Annotated in this window: 14 protein-coding genes and 1 riboswitch; of the genes, 4 read left to right on the forward strand and 10 right to left on the reverse strand. The window is 65.2% G+C overall.

From position 1 onward, the window contains the following. Window positions 1-82: 82 nt before the first annotated feature. Window positions 83-1,243, forward strand: a complete 1,161-nt coding sequence (locus tag ALII_RS0100995) for a GGDEF domain-containing protein (RefSeq protein WP_152529493.1) — start codon at window positions 83-85, stop codon at window positions 1,241-1,243. Here the strand turns inward: ALII_RS0100995 and gcvP are convergent. The 9 genes from gcvP to ALII_RS0101040 all read right to left on the reverse strand — a co-directional run bounded on the left by gcvP (window position 1,240) and on the right by ALII_RS0101040 (window position 10,732). Next, a complete protein-coding gene (gene gcvP, locus ALII_RS0101000; RefSeq protein WP_024585477.1) occupies window positions 1,240-4,026 on the reverse strand; it encodes an aminomethyl-transferring glycine dehydrogenase in 2,787 nt (928 codons plus the stop codon). The genes ALII_RS0100995 and gcvP overlap by 4 nt on opposite strands. A gap of 13 nt (window positions 4,027-4,039) precedes the next feature. Further along, window positions 4,040-4,408: a glycine cleavage system protein GcvH gene (gcvH, locus tag ALII_RS0101005; protein ID WP_024585478.1), complete on the reverse strand. Its 369-nt coding sequence runs from the start codon at window positions 4,406-4,408 to the stop codon at window positions 4,040-4,042. Window positions 4,409-4,413: 5 nt separating this feature from the next. Beyond that, a complete protein-coding gene (gene gcvT / locus ALII_RS0101010; protein ID WP_024585479.1) occupies window positions 4,414-5,511 on the reverse strand; it encodes a glycine cleavage system aminomethyltransferase GcvT in 1,098 nt (365 codons plus the stop codon). A gap of 151 nt (window positions 5,512-5,662) precedes the next feature. Then, window positions 5,663-5,761: riboswitch (glycine riboswitch) on the reverse strand. A 29-nt stretch (window positions 5,762-5,790) separates the two neighbouring features. Next, window positions 5,791-6,198: a helix-turn-helix domain-containing protein gene (locus tag ALII_RS0101015; protein WP_024585480.1), complete on the reverse strand. Its 408-nt coding sequence runs from the start codon at window positions 6,196-6,198 to the stop codon at window positions 5,791-5,793. 144 nt (window positions 6,199-6,342) lie between these two features. Further along, complete coding sequence (gene fghA / locus ALII_RS0101020) at window positions 6,343-7,185, reverse strand: S-formylglutathione hydrolase (protein ID WP_024585481.1); 843 nt, start codon at window positions 7,183-7,185, stop codon at window positions 6,343-6,345. 7 nt (window positions 7,186-7,192) lie between these two features. Further along, a complete protein-coding gene (locus ALII_RS0101025) occupies window positions 7,193-7,651 on the reverse strand; it encodes a YaiI/YqxD family protein (protein WP_024585482.1) in 459 nt (152 codons plus the stop codon). After that, entirely contained in the window at window positions 7,648-8,613 is a 966-nt protein-coding gene (locus tag ALII_RS0101030) for an alpha/beta hydrolase (protein ID WP_024585483.1), read from the reverse strand. Before ALII_RS0101030 ends, ALII_RS0101025 begins: the two co-directional genes overlap by 4 nt. Window positions 8,614-8,688: 75 nt before the next feature. Beyond that, window positions 8,689-9,510, reverse strand: coding sequence for a hypothetical protein (locus ALII_RS21450; protein ID WP_024585484.1), 822 nt, complete (start codon window positions 9,508-9,510; stop codon window positions 8,689-8,691). A gap of 94 nt (window positions 9,511-9,604) precedes the next feature. After that, window positions 9,605-10,732, reverse strand: a complete 1,128-nt coding sequence (locus ALII_RS0101040) for an S-(hydroxymethyl)glutathione dehydrogenase/class III alcohol dehydrogenase (RefSeq protein ID WP_024585485.1) — start codon at window positions 10,730-10,732, stop codon at window positions 9,605-9,607. Between the two features lie 88 nt (window positions 10,733-10,820). On the opposite strand from ALII_RS0101040, the gene ALII_RS0101045 reads away from it, so the two are divergent. The 3 genes from ALII_RS0101045 (at window position 10,821) to ALII_RS0101055 (ending at window position 15,424) form a co-directional block, all read left to right on the forward strand. Next, window positions 10,821-11,252 carry a potassium channel family protein gene (locus ALII_RS0101045; protein ID WP_024585486.1) on the forward strand — a complete coding sequence of 144 codons (432 nt, stop codon included), beginning with the start codon at window positions 10,821-10,823 and terminating at the stop codon, window positions 11,250-11,252. A 91-nt stretch (window positions 11,253-11,343) separates the two neighbouring features. Then, complete coding sequence (gene dnaE / locus ALII_RS0101050) at window positions 11,344-14,820, forward strand: DNA polymerase III subunit alpha (RefSeq protein ID WP_029660064.1); 3,477 nt, start codon at window positions 11,344-11,346, stop codon at window positions 14,818-14,820. Between the two features lie 112 nt (window positions 14,821-14,932). After that, window positions 14,933-15,424, forward strand: coding sequence for a hypothetical protein (locus ALII_RS0101055; RefSeq protein WP_024585488.1), 492 nt, complete (start codon window positions 14,933-14,935; stop codon window positions 15,422-15,424). Between the two features lie 3 nt (window positions 15,425-15,427). Here the strand turns inward: ALII_RS0101055 and ALII_RS0101060 are convergent, their stop codons facing one another. Beyond that, window positions 15,428-16,750 (reverse strand): DNA polymerase IV, encoded by a 1,323-nt coding sequence (locus tag ALII_RS0101060; RefSeq protein WP_024585489.1) that lies wholly within the window; start codon window positions 16,748-16,750, stop codon window positions 15,428-15,430. Window positions 16,751-16,766 lie beyond the last annotated feature (16 nt).

Consider the following 16,766-nt stretch of genomic DNA (forward strand, 5'->3'; position numbering starts at 1 on the left):
CTCGCGTGAAACCGTGCAAACTTTCGAAACGAAGTAATTCAATGAAAACGTTTCACAGTTAAAGCATCGGCAAGGATAGCTGGTGAGGGGCAGGGAAGTGACGGTCAATTACGCATCGCTTCTGCTTGCCACCGCGATTTCCGGCATCTGCCTCGCCGCGACGATGATGGGCTTCTGGTTTACCGCCAAGCGCGATTCCTTCAAGCTCACCTGGTCGCTGGGCGTGCTGACGCTCGTCGCCCATGTCCTCGCCTACACGATCTATGCCGAGAACCCGCATCCGGTCATAGGCGCCTTCGTCGTGGCGCTCCTGCCGCTCGGCCTGTCGATCATCCACGGCGCGGCGCACCAGTTCGTTCAGCAGAACCCCTCGCTCAACCGCGTTGCGGTCACGTCGCTGATCTCGCTCGGGCTCGCCCTTCCGCCGCTCGCACTCGGCTATGACGGTATCGCCTTCATCGTCCAGAACCTCGCAGCCGCCATCCTCCTGTCCATGTCCGGGCATGTCTATTTCAGCCATCGCCGCGAAGCGCCGACGGCGCTGATGCTGATGGCTGGCCTCTATCATCTGGCAGCGCTGTCCTTCGCGGCCTGCGGGCTCGTGTTGATCGTCGGCCAGCAATGGACGCTTGGCGGCGTACCGGAAAACTGGGCCGAGCGCGTCAACATCGTCGTCGCCATCCTCGCCATGACCGGCGGCGGAGCGCTCTCCATCGCGCTCGACCAAACGCGCCTTGCGCAACTGCACAAGGCCGAGGCGATCACCGACGCGCTGACCGGCCTCCTCAATCGCCGGGGCCTGGCGCAGATGACCGCCGGCCAGACCTACGGGCCCTTCGCGGCCGTCGCGATCTTCGACCTCGATCACTTCAAGAGCGTCAACGACACGCATGGCCATGCCGCGGGCGACGCAGTGCTCTGCGACTTCGCCCGCATTCTCGACCAGGGCAAGCGCGGACGCGACATCGCCGCGCGTCTTGGCGGCGAGGAATTCGCGCTGGTCATGCCGCGCGTGACCGACGATCAGGCGGCGGCGACCGTGCGCCGCATCTGCGCCATGCTCGCGGCCGAGACCTTCGAGGCCAAGGGCCGCGCCTTCCGCTGCACGGCCAGCGCCGGCATCGTCTTCGGCGACGCTGCACGGCCGGGTGTCGACGCGCTCATTGCGCGCGCCGACGAAGCGCTCTATGCGGCCAAGAATTCCGGCCGCAACCGCATCGAGATCGCGCGGATCGCCGGTTAACTCGCCAAAGCCTCCATCGGCGGACACGAGCAGACCAGGTTACGGTCACCGGCCACATTGTCGATGCGCGAGACGGGCGGCCAGTATTTCGACGCCATGTTCGCGTCGCCGGCCGGGAATCCAGCCTCGATTCGCGAATAGGGATGCACCCAGTCCGCGGCCATCACGTCGATCGCCGGGTGGGGGGCGTTGACGAGCGGATTGTCGTCCTTCGGCCACTTGCCCTCGGCTACCTTCGCCGCTTCCTTCGCGATGGCGATCATCGCGTCACAAAAGCGATCGACTTCGGCCTTGGGCTCCGATTCCGTCGGCTCGACCATCAGCGTGCCAGCGACCGGCCACGACATGGTCGGCGCGTGGAAGCCATAGTCGATCAGGCGCTTGGCGATGTCCTCGACCGAAACGCCGGCGCTTTCCTTCAGCACCCGCGTGTCGAGGATGCACTCATGCGCGACGCGCCCGTTGCGGCCGCGATAGAGCACCGGGAAATGCGGCTCCAGCCGTTCGGCGATGTAGTTGGCCGAAAGGATGGCGAGTTCCGTCGCGCGCTTGAGGCCCGGTGCGCCCATCATCCGGATATACATCCAGGTGATCGGCAGGATCGAGGCCGAGCCGAAGGGGGCCGCCGCGACGGCATGGCGCGAGCCGTCCGCCACATGGCCCGGCAGGAATTTCGCCAGATGCGCCTTGACGCCGATCGGCCCGATGCCGGGGCCGCCCCCGCCATGGGGAATGCAGAACGTCTTGTGCAAATTCATGTGGCAGACGTCGGCGCCGAGATCGCCCGGCCGCGCAAGGCCGACCATCGCGTTCAGATTGGCGCCGTCGAAATAGACCTGGCCGCCATGGTCGTGGACGATCTTGCAGATGTCGCGCACGCCTTCCTCGAACACGCCATGCGTCGAGGGATAGGTCAGCATCAGCGCCGCCAGCCTGTCCGCATGCTGGTCGGCCTTCGCCTTCAGGTCGTCGAAATCGACGTCGCCGTGGTCCGTGCACTTGACCACGACGATATCCATTCCGGCCATCGAGGCGCTGGCCGGGTTGGTGCCATGGGCGGAGGAGGGGATCAGGCAGACGATACGGTTCTCGTCGCCACGCGCGCGGTGATAGCGGCGGATGGCGAGGAGGCCGGCATATTCGCCCTGGCTGCCGGCATTCGGCTGCAGCGACACCGCGTCGAAACCGGTGATCTCGGCCAGCCACGCCTCGAGCTGGTCGAACATGGCCTTGTAGCCCTCGGCACTTCCCTCCGGCGCGAAGGGGTGCAGGTTGGCGACGCCGGCCCAACTCACCGGCATCATCTCGGCAGCCGCGTTGAGCTTCATCGTGCACGAGCCGAGCGGGATCATTGCCCGGTCGAGCGCCAGATCCTTGTCGGCGAGGCGGCGCAGGAAGCGCATCATCTCGGTCTCGGAGCGGTTCTCATGGAAGACCGGCTGGCTCATGAACGAGCCGGAACGCTTGCCCGGCAGCCGCGCCTCCGCCGCCTCCGGCAGCTTGACGCCGAAGAGGTCGGCGATGGCGGCGAGGTCGGCCTCCGTCGACGTTTCGTCGAAGCTGATGCCGATCCGGCCGTCCTCGAAGTCGCGCAGCCAAAGCCCACGCTCCATGGTCTTCTCGACGATCGCCTCGGCGTGCTTCGTCGTCACGGTCACCGTGTCGAAGAACCGGTCGCCCGCAACCTCGACGCCCTTGGCCTTCAGCCCGGCATGAAGCCGCGTCGCGAAGCCATGGATGCGGTTCGCGATTTCCTGCAGGCCTTGCGGGCCGTGCCAGACCGCATACGCGGCAGCCATGTTGGCGAGCAGCGCTTGCGCCGTGCAGATGTTTGACGTCGCCTTGTCACGGCGGATGTGCTGCTCGCGCGTCTGGAGCGCGAGGCGATAGCCGACGCGCTCGCCCGCATCGACCGACTGGCCGACGAGACGGCCCGGCATCAGCCGCGTGAAGCGGTCCTCGACCGCGCAGTAGGCCGCATGCGGTCCGCCATTGCCCATCGGCACGCCGAAGCGCTGCATCGAACCCACCGCGATCTCCGCGCCGAGCGAGGCGGGCGTCTGCGTGAGAGCCAACGCCAGCGGATCGGCGACGAAGATGACGACCGTGCCCGACTTCTTGGCGGTGGCGATTTCGTCCTTATGGTCGCCATAGACGCCGTTCGTGTCCGGCCAGGGCACGATCAGCGCCGCCGTCTCGTCATCGACCGGATCGCAGCCGATCGCCATCCCAAGCGGCTCGGCGCGCGTCTCGACGACGTCGAGCGTCTGCGGATGCAGCGCGCCCGCGATCGAGATCTTCAGGCGCTTCATGCGGTGATGGCGGAACGCGATGCCGACGGCCTCGGCCACCGCCGTCGCCTCGTCCAGCAGCGAGGAGGAGGCGACCGGCAGGCCGGTCAGTTCCGTCACCAGCGTCTGGAAATGGAAAAGCATCTCCAGCCGCCCCTGGCTGATCTCGGCTTGATAGGGCGTATAGGCCGTGTACCAGGCCGGGTTCTCGAACAGATTGCGCTGGATGACCGGCGGCACATGCGTGCCGTGGTAGCCCGCGCCGATGAAGCTCCTGGCGACGACGTTCTTCTCCATCATGCCGGAAAGCTCCGCGAGCGCTTCCTGCTCGCTGGCCGGCGCTGGCAGATCGAGCGGCGCCTCCAGCCGGATGGACTTGGGAACGGCCTGACTGATCAGCGTGTCGATGGAGGTGACGCCAAGCGTCTTCAGCATGTCGCGCTGGTCGGCGGGGCCGGGGCCGATATGGCGATTGGCAAAGCTGGTGCTCATTGGTCGCTCTCCGTCAGGCCGTCGTAGCGTCATAGGCGGCGCGGTCCATCAGGCCCTCGAGCGCGGCCTTGTCGGCGAGCTTCATCTTCCACAGCCAGCCATCCTTTTCGGCAGCCGAATTGACGAGGCCGGGATTGTCGGACAGCCCGTCATTGACCTCCGTCACCTCGCCGGCGAGCGGCGCGTAGACGTCCGACGCGGCCTTCACCGATTCGACGACGACGACCGTGTCGCCCTTGTCGACGGTCCGGCCCTTTTCGGGCAGTTCGACGAAGACGAGATCGCCGAGCTGTTCCTGCGCGTAATTGGTGATCCCGACGGTCGCAATGTCGCCCTCGACGCGAACCCATTCATGATCTTCGGTGAAATAAGTCTGGGCCATCTGCGTCATCCTTTGCGCATGCGATGTGGCTGGAACGGAAGAGGGTGGAGCGCGAGGGGCAGGCGGTTGCCGCGCACCTCCGCGAAGATCGGTTGGTCGAGTGCGTCGACGTCGACGCTGCCCATGGCGACAGGCCCGCCGAAGGACGGGCCGAACCCGCCCGACGTGATCGATCCGACCGGCGCGCCGTCACCATCGACCAGCGCTGCGCCGGCGCGCACCGGCTGGCGGCCCTCCGGCTTCAGGCCGACGCGCTTGCGACGCGGCCCTGCGGCAATCGCAGCGGCGAGCGCATCGGCGCCGACATATGCGCCGCCTGTGCGCAGCGCCTTTGGAATCGCCCAGATCAGCCCGGCATCGACCGGGTTCGTGTCCGGCGTGATGTCCTGCCCGTGCAGGCACAGCCCGGCCTCGAGCCGCAAGCTGTCGCGCGCGGCGAGCCCGATCCATTCGACGCGCGGATCGGCCGCGAGTTGTTCGGCGAGCGCCTGCGCCGCATCGAGCGAAGCGGCAATCTCGAACCCGTCCTCGCCGGTATAGCCACTGCGCGCGATGAAGCCGCCATCGGCGGTTTCCTTGCCGTTCATGAAGCCAAGACCAGCGATATCGAGCCCGGCATCGTGCGCGACGGCCTCGGCCTGCGGCCCCTGCAACGCCAGAAACACACGTTCGAGCGCTTCCACAGTGCAATTGAAGCCCGATGCGATTTCGCGCAGATGCGCCTCGTCAGTCTGCGCATTGCCGGCATTGGCAACGACGACGAAGCGGTCGTCGCCAACCCGCGTGACGATCAAATCGTCGAGGATGCCGGCCTGGTCATTCAGGAAGAAGGTGTATTTCGACTGTCCTGTAGCCAGCGCACCGGCCTCGATCGGGCAGGCGCGCGACAATGCTTCCGCAGCCTCGCGACCCGAGACCACAAACAGCTTCATGTGCGAGATGTCGAACAGCCCCGCCGCCTCGCGGCAATGGAGGTGTTCCTTCATGACGCCTGCGGGATAGGACAGCGGCATCGACCAGCCGGCGAAGCCGCCGAATTTGGCGCCCGCCGCTGCGTGCAGCTCATGCAAGGGGAGTCGTTTCAGTTCGCCCGGTTCCGCCATTCGGCCTCCAAAGGTCGCACGCATCCAGCCGCTCGCGCGGCATGTTCGTGCCCCTCTGTCGGAAGCCTGAGAGACTCGCGCGACCGGAACTCTGTCGGCAGCGCTTACACCTTCGGCGCGGGGTGAAAACCCCGACTTTCCAGAGCGTCTTGGCCGGCAGACGGTTCTTTTGCCTGAGAGATTTCGGGCGATTTCCCCTTCGGCGGCGATCCCGGCGAATGCCCGAACCGCTCTCTCCCGCAAACCGGCGGAGTGCAAGCACCCCTGACGGAATCGACGCTAGACGATTGCGCCGGCCTTGTCACCCTCGCGGGCAAATATCCGCAACTCATCCTCGATCTGCGAAATCACCGCCGCGCTCTGGGCGTGCAGTCGTTTCAACTCGGACAATTGTGCGGTGATCGCGCGCACCGTGTCGTCGCGCGCATCCTCTTCCACCGGCGCGGTGCCGACGCCGTAGAGCAGCCAGGACAGGCTGACATTGAGCACGCCCGCCAGCATCGACAGGCGATTGGCGCGTGGCTGCGAACGATCGGTTTCCCAAGCCTGCAGCGTCGCGGTCTGGACGCCAAGCCGGCGCGCAAGCTGCGCTGTGGTCATTCCGACTGCGTCGCGGGCGCGTGAAAGGCGTCCGCCGAGCGTGTCGAGGTCGGGATTTTCGGAATAGATCGTCGCGGTGTCAGGCACCTGTGCCACCCCTTGGGTTGTATCTTGATTGCATGCGCAGGGCCGGTCGGCAGCGCGCGCCCAAGCATGGCCCATCGAGGCACCCATCGCAACCGCCCGACCGGTTCCCCAATTCCACCCGTATATTAGCAGCTCATGCTAATGTCATTTGACAGCGCCGAGACGGTCCGCATGCCATCTGAGATGATCGTCCATGAAGGTCGAGATGAAGAAATAGGAATGGTCGTAGCCGTCCTGCATTCGCAAGGTCAGCCCGATCTCCGTCCCTTTCACGGTCTCCTCGAACAGCCACGGCCGCAACCCGTCGTCGAGAAAGCCGTCGGACGTGCCCTGGTCGATCAGGAACTCAGGGAACCGCGCGCCGTCCTCGACCAGCGCCGTCGCGTCGTAGGGCCGCCACGCGGCCTCATCTGTCCCGAGATACTTTTCGAAGGCCGGCTTCGACCAGCCGGCGGTCGACGGTTGAACGATCGGCGCAAAGGCAGAGCATGATCGGAACCGGTCTGGGTGCTTGAGCGCGATGGTCATCGCGCCATGTCCGCCCATCGAATGGCCGAAGATCGACTGGCGCTCCATGTCCGCCGGGAAATTCGCCGCGATCAGACTGGGCAATTCCTGCGTGACGTAGGAATACATCCGGTAGTGCTTCGCAAACGGCTCGTTGGCCGCATCGACATAGAAGCCCGCGCCCTTGCCGAACTGCCAGTTGTCCGGCTCGTCCGCCACGCCATCGCCGCGCGGGCTCGTGTCCGGGCAGATGATGATCAGGCCGAGTTCGGCCGCCAGTCGGCGGTATTCACCCTTGTCCATGACGTTGGCATGCGTGCAGGTGAGGCCCGACAGATACCAGAGGACCGGGCAGGGACCATCCTTCGCCTGCGGCGGCACGAAGACCGCGAATGTCATGTCGCAGCCGCATGTCTCGGACGCATGCGAATAGACGCCCTGAACGCCGCCATGGGCTTTCGCTTCCGATATCGTCTTCATCAGTCCCTCATTTCGAATTCAATGCGCGCCGGATCGTCCGGTCCAGCGTCTCCAGAAAGCGCGACCGATCCTTGGGCGAGAAGGCTGCGTTGTAGCCCTTGATCTCGCCGCTCTCGCGCAAATTCTGCTTCAGGTCGCGCATCGCCACCGCCATGCCGATCGTCTCGGGCGTGAAGGGCTGGCCGGTCATGCCGATGACGTGGCAGCCCTTTTCGACGCCGCGGGCGGCAAGCGGAATGTCGGCGGTGATCACGATGTCGTTGGCCACCGCGTTGTCGACGATCCAGTCGTCGGCGGCGTCGAAACCGGCCGAGACGACCACATTGCGCACCATCGGGTCGCGCGAGGGGCGCAATCCGCCATTGGCCACGAACGTCACGACGAGCTCGTGGCGTTCGGCAACCTTCAGCACCTCGTTCTTGACCGGACAGGCATCCGCGTCGACGAAAATCGTGGGTTTGTTCACCTTTGCCCCGCCGCCTGTTTCAAAAAGGCGCCCAGCGCCGCGTCATAGGCGGCCGGTCCCGATTTCCAGGAGAGAATGTGGTCGGCATCCGTGCGCAGATACTCTGTCGCGCCGGTGCGCCGCTTCACCATCGCCTCGGTGCCGGCCGCCGGCACGATACGATCCGCTGAACCATGCGAAACGAAGACGGGGCCGGAAAATTCGGAGATCGTCTCCGTAACGTCCGTCCCGGCAATTGCGAGGCCATTGCGCAACGCAAACAGCCGCATTCCGACCGGAGCGAGCACCTTCGGCAACGGAGCGCCCGCTTTTTCCATCTGGCTGACGAGCACGGCGGGGAAGTCGAATGCCGGCGCGTCGAAGGCGAGGCCGGAAACGCGTTCGGCCCGGCCGGAGCGTCGCATGAACTGGCCGACGATGCCGCCACCCATGGATTCGCCGAGCAGCACGAGGGAAGTTGCGCCGCGCCCGAGGGCATAGTCGGCCGCAGCTTCGAGGTCCCGCCACTCCGTCAGACCGAAGGCGTAAAAGCCGCTCGGATCACGCGGGGCGTCTTCGTCATTGCGGTAGGAGACGAGCAGGGTCGGCATGTCGGCCGCGCGAAAGTGCGGCAGGAAGCGATAGCCGTTCTCGCGGCGACCTCCGATGCCGTGAACGATGATGCCCCAGGTCGTCTCGTGCAGGCCGCCATGTTCGGGCAGGACGAGCCATGCCGGCAGCGGGCCGAGTTCGCTTTCGATGACGACGTCCTCATAGGCGAAGTCGAGGGCGACCGCCGGATTTCCCTTGAAGCCGATATCGAACGGTGTCTCCGGCGCGGGCCAGCCATCGCCCTGTGCGGTCGAGCCGCCAACCCGCAATACGCCCTCAAGCGTCGTTGCGGTGTGCCAGCCCCCATATCCAAGGAAGATGCCGGCCGCCAACAGCAGCGAAAGCAGCGACCCGACCACAACGCGCTTCATCTGTCCCCCAAACGATCGATCATTTGAGAGGGATTATAGTCATATGCCCAAGTCACCGGAAGGCTCGTCGCCCGATCATTCCGGCAGATGGCAGCGGATCAGCTCGGCACTGTCGGCCGTTGCGTCATAGGAGATCGACAGCCGGTTCTGATCGGGCATGGTGAATGTGATCTGGCGGTCTTCCTCCATGCCCTCCGCAATGCACGACGCATTGAAAGTCGCGCTCCCGTTGGCAAGGGGAGCGGCATCGATGTTGCAGACGCTTTCATGACGCCGCATCGTCGTCGGCGTGATCACGGCGAATATTTCGACGGCTTCGCGGTCGATACGCGCGCAACTTGATGCCTCCGCGGCCCATACGCCTACATAATCGGGCCCGACGCCGGCCGAGAGGGCGCGTGCAGCGGCACGCGTATCCGCGCGCAGCTCCTCGGCAGGGGCCAGTTCGGCATCCGGATCGCCTGTCTCGGGCTGCGCATCCTCAGTCGTTGATTGATTGATCCGCGCTTCGAGTTCACGAGCTGCGCGTTCGAGGTCGCCGCGTGCCCGTTCGACGATTTCGCCCACCGAAGCGCCGATCTGGCCGGCAACCTCGCCTGCACGGTCGAGCGTCGGACCGGCATCTTCCAGCGCCTGCTCGGCGCGGGTGCGTGCCTCTCCGGCCAGCCGCCCCGCTTCACTTGCCGCCTCTTCGGCCGCCTCGCGCATGCGCGACAGCGCGTCGCCGGCCGCCTCCTCGGCATCGTCCAGCGTCTGGTCGAGGTCGGGGTTGGCCGGTTCGGTCTGCGCCGGCGGCGTCGGCTGGGCCTGTGAGGTCGCCGTCTCGTCCTCGCCGCACGCGGCAAGGGCCATCAGCGAAACGCCTGCCGCAGCAAGCATGATCTTCTTTGCGAACATTTGTTTTCCCCGATTGTCGAAAGCGAGCGGCCGGCACATGGCCGATGGCTCGCGCATCAACGCACCAACGCCGGAAAGGTGCCCTGAGACCGCGTCAGTAAACGACGACGCTGCGGATCGATTCGCCCGAATGCATCAGGTCGAACCCCTTGTTGATCTCGTCGAGCGACAGCGTGTGGGTGATCATCGGGTCAATCTCGATCTTGCCTTCCATGTACCAGTCGACGATCTTCGGCACGTCCGTGCGTCCGCGCGCGCCGCCGAAGGCCGTGCCTTTCCAGGTGCGCCCGGTGACGAGCTGGAACGGACGCGTGGAAATTTCCTGGCCGGCGCCCGCGACGCCGATGACGATCGATTCGCCCCATCCGCGGTGAGCGGATTCAAGCGCTTGGCGCATGACCTTCACGTTGCCGGTGCAGTCGAACGTATAGTCCGCTCCTCCGATCTGGTCTGCGCCGCGCTTGGTCAAGTTGACGAGATACGGCACGATATCGCCGTCGACTTCGCTCGGATTGACGAAATGCGTCATGCCGAACCGCTCGCCCCATTCCTTCTTGGCATTGTTCAGGTCGACGCCGATGATCATGTCGGCACCGGCAAGCCGCAGGCCCTGGATGACGTTGAGGCCGATGCCGCCGAGCCCGAAGACGATCGCGGTCGCGCCGATTTCCACCTTGGCGGTGTTGATCACCGCGCCGATGCCGGTCGTCACGCCGCAGCCGATGTAGCAGATCTTGTCGAAGGGCGCGTCGGGGTGGACCTTGGCGAGCGCGATCTCGGGCAGGACGGTGTGGTTGGCGAAGGTCGAGCAGCCCATGTAGTGGAAGATCTTGTCCTTGCCGATCGAGAAGCGGCTCGTCCCATCCGGCATCACGCCCTGGCCCTGGGTCGAGCGAATCGCGGTGCACAGATTCGTCTTGCGCGACAGGCAGGAGGGGCAGGAGCGGCATTCGGGCGTATAGAGCGGGATGACATGGTCGCCCTTCTTCAGGCTCGTCACGCCCGGACCGACATCGACGACGACGCCGGCGCCCTCGTGACCGAGAATCGCCGGAAAGATGCCTTCCGGGTCAGCGCCGGAGAGGGTGAATTCGTCCGTATGGCAGATGCCCGTCGCCTTGATCTCGACCAGCACTTCGCCGGCGCGCGGGCCTTCGAGGTCGACCTCCATGATCTCGAGCGGCTTTCCAGCAGCGATGGCGACGGCGGCGCGGGTCTTCATGGCGTTTCCTCGGCGTTTTTCTGTTGCTACAAGGTTTTCAGGAATTTGGCCCGCGTTCAAGCAGCCTCGTGTGAACGGAGCGTCGCAGGTGGTCGAAAATCTTCTGCTTGGTACGCTGGTGATCGCCGCAACGGTCGTGATCCATGCGATCGGATTGATCGAGGTGACGCGCTGGTCGTCGGCGCTGACGGATGTGCTGCGCGTCGACCACCGGCGCAATCGCATCGTCGCCATGGTCGCGACCGTGCTCGGCACCTTTGTCGTGCTGGCCGTCGAAATCTGGCTCTGGGCGCTCGTCCATTTCGCGCTCGGCAGCTTCGCCGACATCGAAACCGCGCTTTATTTCTCGATCGTCTCCTTTTCCACACTCGGCTATGGCGACGTCATCCCGCCGGAGCGATGGCGCGTCTTTGCGGCGCTGGAAGGCATCAACGGCTTCCTTCTCATCGGCTGGTCGACTGCCTATTTGATTGCGGCTGGCATGCGCATCGGCCCGTTCCGTTCCGGCGAACATTTCTGACGGCGCGTCTGTTGGAAACGTCGCCCGCAGGGTGGACATCGAGCCGGCCGGGTCCGACAATAGTCACCGACTCTTCTTGCGAAAGCCCGACATGACCGCCAGCCCGACCAGCGCTGTTTCGAACCGCTTTGTCCATCTTCGGGTCCATTCGGCCTATTCGCTCCTCGAAGGCGCGCTGCCGGTCGGCAAGATCGTCGGCCACGCGGTCAAGGACCAGGCGCCGGCCATCGGCATTGCCGATACCAACAATCTCTTCGGCGCGCTCGAATTCGCGCAGAAGGCGGTCAAGGACGGCGTGCAGCCCATCGTCGGCTGCCAGATCGACGTCAATTTCGGCGACGCGCAGGATAATGGCCGCAACGCGCGCAAGCACGATCGCGGGCTGACGCCGCTGGTGCTGATCGCGGCGAACGAGCGCGGCTACGCCAATCTGGTCGACCTCGTCTCGAAATCCTATCTCGACGTGCCGGCCGGCGAACCCGTCCAGGTGCTCGCCGAGTGGCTGCCGGAGCGCAGCGAGGGCATTATCTGCCTCACCGGCAGCGACCGTGGCCCGATCGGCGCGGCGCTCAAGGCCGAGCAGCCGGGGCTCGCCGAACAGCGCATTCTCCAGTTGAAGGACTGGTACGGCGACCGCCTCTATGTCGAGCTTCAGCGCCCCACAGGCTACGACCGCGTGCTGGAAGCGGCGACCATCGAACTCGCCTACGCGCACGATTTGCCGCTCGTCGCCACCAACGAGGCCTTCTTCCCCGCCGCCTCCGACTACGACGCCCATGACGCGCTGATGGCGATCGCGGAGGGCTCCGTCGTCGCCGTCGACGAGCGCCGCCGGCTGACGCCCGACCACTTCCTGCGCACGCAAAAGGAGATGGCTGCGCTTTTCGCCGATCTCCCGGAAGCGCTCGCATCGACCGTCGAGATCGCCCGGCGCTGCTCCTACTATCCGAGGACGCGCGACCCCATCCTGCCGCGCTTCACCGGCAATGATGCGGCCGACGCCGATGCCGCGCTCCAGGCGGAAGCCGACGAACTCGCCCGCCAGGCACGCGAAGGCCTCGACGCGCGCCTTGCCGCGCACGGCCCCACCAAGGGCTATACGGTCGAGCAATATCGCGAACGGCTGGAATTCGAGATCGGCATCATCACGCGGATGAAGTTTCCCGGCTACTTCCTGATCGTCGCGGACTTCATCAAATGGGGCAAGGCGCAAGGGATTCCGGTCGGCCCCGGCCGCGGCTCGGGCGCAGGGTCGCTGGTCGCCTATGCGCTGACGATCACCGACGTCGATCCGCTGCGCTTCTCGCTCCTCTTCGAGCGCTTCCTCAATCCCGAGCGCGTGTCGATGCCCGATTTCGACATCGACTTCTGCCAGGACCGGCGCGAGGAGGTGATCCGCTACGTGCAGGGCAAGTACGGGCGCGAGCAGGTCGGCCAGATCATCACCTTCGGAACGCTGCAGGCCCGCGCCGTGCTGCGCGACGTCGGCCGCGTCCTCCAGATGCCCTACGGCCAGGTCGATCGGCTGTGCAAGATGGTGCCGGCCAATCCCGCCAATCCGGTCAAGCTCAAGGATGCCATCGAGGGCGAGCCGCGCTTTGCCGAGGAGGTCGAGAAGGAGCCGATCGTCCAGAACCTCCTCGACATCGCGATGAAGCTCGAAGGCCTCTACCGCCACGCCTCGACGCACGCCGCCGGCATCGTCATCGGCGACCGGCCGCTCTGGCAACTCGTGCCGATGTACCGCGATCCGCGCTCCGACATGCCGGTCACCCAGTTCAACATGAAATGGGTCGAGCAGGCGGGGCTGGTGAAGTTCGACTTCCTCGGCCTCAAGACGCTGACCGTGTTGCAGACCGCGGTCGACCTCATCAAGCGGCGCGGCGTCGACATCGACCTTGCGACCATCCCGCTCGACGACGAGAAGACCTACGCCATGCTCTCGCGCGGCGAAACGGTCGGCGTGTTCCAGGTGGAATCTGCCGGCATGCGCAAGGCGCTGGTCGGCATGAAGCCGGACTGCATCGAGGACATCATTGCGCTCGTCGCGCTCTATCGCCCCGGCCCGATGGAGAACATCCCGACCTACAACGCCCGCAAGCATGGCGAGGAGGAGATCGAGTCGATCCATCCGAAGATCGACCACCTGGTGAAAGAGACCCAAGGCGTCATCGTCTACCAGGAACAGGTGATGCAGATCGCGCAGGAGCTGTCCGGCTATTCGCTCGGCGAGGCCGATCTCCTTCGCCGCGCCATGGGCAAGAAAATCCGCGCCGAGATGGACAAGCAGCGCGTGCGCTTCGTCGACGGCGCGATGGAGCGCGGCGTCGGCAAGTCGCAGGCCAATTTCATCTTCGACCTGCTCGCCAAGTTCGCCGACTACGGCTTCAACAAGTCGCACGCCGCCGCCTACGCCATCGTCTCCTACCAGACGGCGTATCTGAAGGCGCATTACCCGACCGAATTCCTCGCCGCGTCGATGACGTACGACATGAACAACACCGAAAAACTGTCTGATTTCAGACAGGATGCGATGCGGCTCGGCATCGAAGTCGTGCCGCCGTCGGTGATGACGAGCCACCGCCCGTTCGAGGTCGGCGAAAAGAAGATCTTCTACGCCCTCGCCGCCATCAAGGGCGTCGGCGAGGGCGCGGTCGACCACATCGTGGCGCTGCGCAAGGAGAAGTCGTTCGAGAGCCTCGAGGATTTCTGCTCGCGCATCGACCCCAAGATCGTCGGCAAACGCGTCTTCGAAAGCCTGATCGCCGCCGGCGCCTTCGACTGTTTCGGCCATGACCGCGCGGCACTTGCCTCCGGGCTCGACAGGATGATGGGGCTCGCCGCGCGCGCCAGCGACAATGCCGCGTCGGGCCAGACCGACATTTTCGGTCAGGCGCTCGGCGCCGAGCCGGAAAAGCTGCATTTGCCGCTGGCCGAGCCGTGGCTGCCGGCCGATCGCCTGCACCGCGAGTTCAACGCCGTCGGCTTCTACCTCTCGGCCCATCCGCTCGACGAATACAAGAAGACGCTCGAAAAGCTGCGCGTGCAGGGCTGGGCGGAGTTCCAGGCCGCCGTCAAGCGCGGAGCATCGGCCGGACGGCTCGCCGGCACGATCACCTCGCGGCAGGAGCGTCGCACCAAGACCGGCAACAAGATGGGCATCATCATGCTGTCCGATGCCACCGGTCAATACGAGGCCGTGCTCTTCTCCGAGATGCTGGCGCAATACCGCGACCTTCTCGAGCCCGGCAAGTCCGTCGTCGTGACCGTCGCGGCCGAAAACCGTCCCGAAGGCGTCAATCTGCGCGTCCAGACGATGGCGTCGCTGGAAGAGGAGGCCAGCCGCATCCAGAAGGCGCTGCGCATTTTCCTGCGCGATCCGTCGCCGCTGTCGACACTGACCGGTCAGTTGTCGCAGCGCGGCGAAGGGCAGGTCAGCTTCGTCGTCATCCGCGAAGGCGGGCAGGGCGAAATCGAGGTCGAGCTTCCCGACCGCTACCGCCTGTCGCCGCAGATCGCCTCGGCGATGAAGGCCGTTCCCGGCGTCGTCGACGTCGAACTCGTCTGACGATCCATCACGGACCATGTACTTGCGTCATGGGAATTGTGGCCTTCCAGGATCGAAAGGCCGGATTTCGCGCGTTCTGTCTCCGACGAAGCTCAAATTCGAAAGGATAGACATGCGCGCCTTGTCCGCACTCATCGTCGCGGCGGCCATGACGGCTGCAGTACCGGCCCACGCATCGGAAGCCGAATTCCTCGAAACGCTTGAGGGCAACTGGGCCGGCAGCGGCTCCATTCGCCTGAAGCCGGATCAGGAGCCGGTCAACGTCAATTGCGACCTGTCCTCCGACGCGTCGGCAGAGCGGCTGTCCATGGACGGAAACTGCAACGCGATGATCGTCATGTCGCGCGCGATCGGCGCCGACCTTTCGGTCGACGGCGAGACCTATTCGGGCACCTATACCGGCTCGCCGCGCGGGCCTGCCAGCCTGTCGGGCAACCGCAGCGGCGACACGGTCAATCTCGCCGTCGCATGGCCCGAGACGGGCCGCGAGGCGAGCATGCAGCTTTCCTCCTCCGGCAATGCCCTGCAGATCGTCACGACCGAGGCCCATCCCGAGACGGGCGAGCCCGTCGTCACCGCGCAGCTTTCCTTCGAGCGACAGTAGTAGTCAGTTCGCTCTCGGCGGCCGCCCGTTGCGCGGCCGCCCGAACGTGTAGCCCGTCTCGACGATCGTATTGCCGAATTTTTCCCGCAGCCGGTCCATCGCGCCTTCCGCCTTCGCGGCTTTCGCTCCGCGCAGATCGACGAGGTCGGGTGGATCGGCTCGCGCGGCGTCCGCCAACTCGCTGACGCCGATGCCGAGCAGGCGGAACCGGGTGCCGTCGAGTTCGTGCTTCAGCATTTCGAGGCCGGTCTGGAAAATCCGCTCGGCGAGTTGGGTCGGGTCCGCCAGCGCGCGGTTGCGTGTGCGGGTCTTGAAGTCGGTCGTCTTCAGCTTCAGGACGACGGTCCGTCCCGCGATCTGATGGCTTTTCAGCCGCCGCGACACCTTTTCGCTCAGCGCACGCAGCACCGGAACGAGATCTTCGCTGCGCGACAGGTCGACATCGAATGTCGTCTCCGCCGATACGCTCTTCGCCTCCCGGTCGGCCGAGACGCGCCGCACGTCCTCGCCGCGCGAGAGGTGGAAAAGCCGGTCGCCCATCGTTCCGTAGCGCTTCAGGAGATCGCCGCGCTCCATCTTCTGCAACTGCCCGATGGTGCGCACGCCGTCGCGCTCCAGTACGGCCTCGAACGCCTTGCCGACGCCCCAGATCATCGAGACCGGCTGTCCCGCGAGGAATTCGAGCGCCTCCGCCTCGCCGATGACCGCAAAGCCCCGCGGCTTCCTCAAGTCCGAGGCGACCTTTGCTAGAAACTTGCAGTAGGAGAGCCCGACCGAGACCGAAATGCCGATCTCCCGCTCCACCGACAGCGCAAATTGCCCAAGCACCAGCGCAGGCGGGCGCCCGTGCAGCATTTCGGTGCCGCCGAGGTCGAGAAAGGCCTCGTCGATCGAGAGAGGTTCAACCAGCGGCGTCAGCGCTTCCATCATCTGGCGCACCTCGCGTCCGACGCGCACATATTTGTCCATGTCCGGCTTGATCACCACGGCCTCCGGGCAGGCCTGCAGCGCCTTGAACATCGGCATCGCGGAGCGCACACCCTTGATGCGCGCAATGTAGCAGGCGGTGGAGACGACGCCGCGCGTTCCGCCGCCGATGATCACCGGCTTGTCGCGAAGCGCCGGATTGTCCCGTTTTTCCACCGCCGCATAGAATGCGTCGCAGTCGATATGTGCCAGATGCAGCGCATAAAGCTCATCATGACGCACGATGCGCGGGCTGCCACAGGCATCGCAGCGCGGTGCATTCCCGCGCTGAAGCGTCAGGCAATCGCGGCAGAATCCATGAGACGGATGATTGACAGTCGGGCGCATCGATGTGAACATAAAGTGAACAAATATC

Source organism: Aliihoeflea sp. 2WW, from assembly GCF_000497755.1.
GTDB lineage: Bacteria > Pseudomonadota > Alphaproteobacteria > Rhizobiales > Rhizobiaceae > Aliihoeflea.

Excerpts from the sequence above, each read along its gene's own strand:
- gcvP (WP_024585477.1), bottom strand. The coding sequence starts at position 4,026 with ATGAGCACCAGCTTTGCCAATCGCCATATCGGCCCCGGCCCCGCCGAC.
- gcvH (WP_024585478.1), bottom strand. The coding sequence starts at position 4,408 with ATGGCCCAGACTTATTTCACCGAAGATCATGAATGGGTTCGCGTCGAG.
- gcvT (WP_024585479.1), bottom strand. The coding sequence starts at position 5,511 with ATGGCGGAACCGGGCGAACTGAAACGACTCCCCTTGCATGAGCTGCAC.
- fghA (WP_024585481.1), bottom strand. The coding sequence starts at position 7,185 with ATGAAGACGATATCGGAAGCGAAAGCCCATGGCGGCGTTCAGGGCGTC.
- ALII_RS0101030 (WP_024585483.1), bottom strand. The coding sequence starts at position 8,613 with ATGAAGCGCGTTGTGGTCGGGTCGCTGCTTTCGCTGCTGTTGGCGGCC.
- ALII_RS21450 (WP_024585484.1), bottom strand. The coding sequence starts at position 9,510 with ATGTTCGCAAAGAAGATCATGCTTGCTGCGGCAGGCGTTTCGCTGATG.
- ALII_RS0101040 (WP_024585485.1), bottom strand. The coding sequence starts at position 10,732 with ATGAAGACCCGCGCCGCCGTCGCCATCGCTGCTGGAAAGCCGCTCGAG.
- dnaE (WP_029660064.1), top strand. The coding sequence starts at position 11,344 with ATGACCGCCAGCCCGACCAGCGCTGTTTCGAACCGCTTTGTCCATCTT.
- ALII_RS0101055 (WP_024585488.1), top strand. The coding sequence starts at position 14,933 with ATGCGCGCCTTGTCCGCACTCATCGTCGCGGCGGCCATGACGGCTGCA.
- ALII_RS0101060 (WP_024585489.1), bottom strand. The coding sequence starts at position 16,750 with ATGTTCACATCGATGCGCCCGACTGTCAATCATCCGTCTCATGGATTC.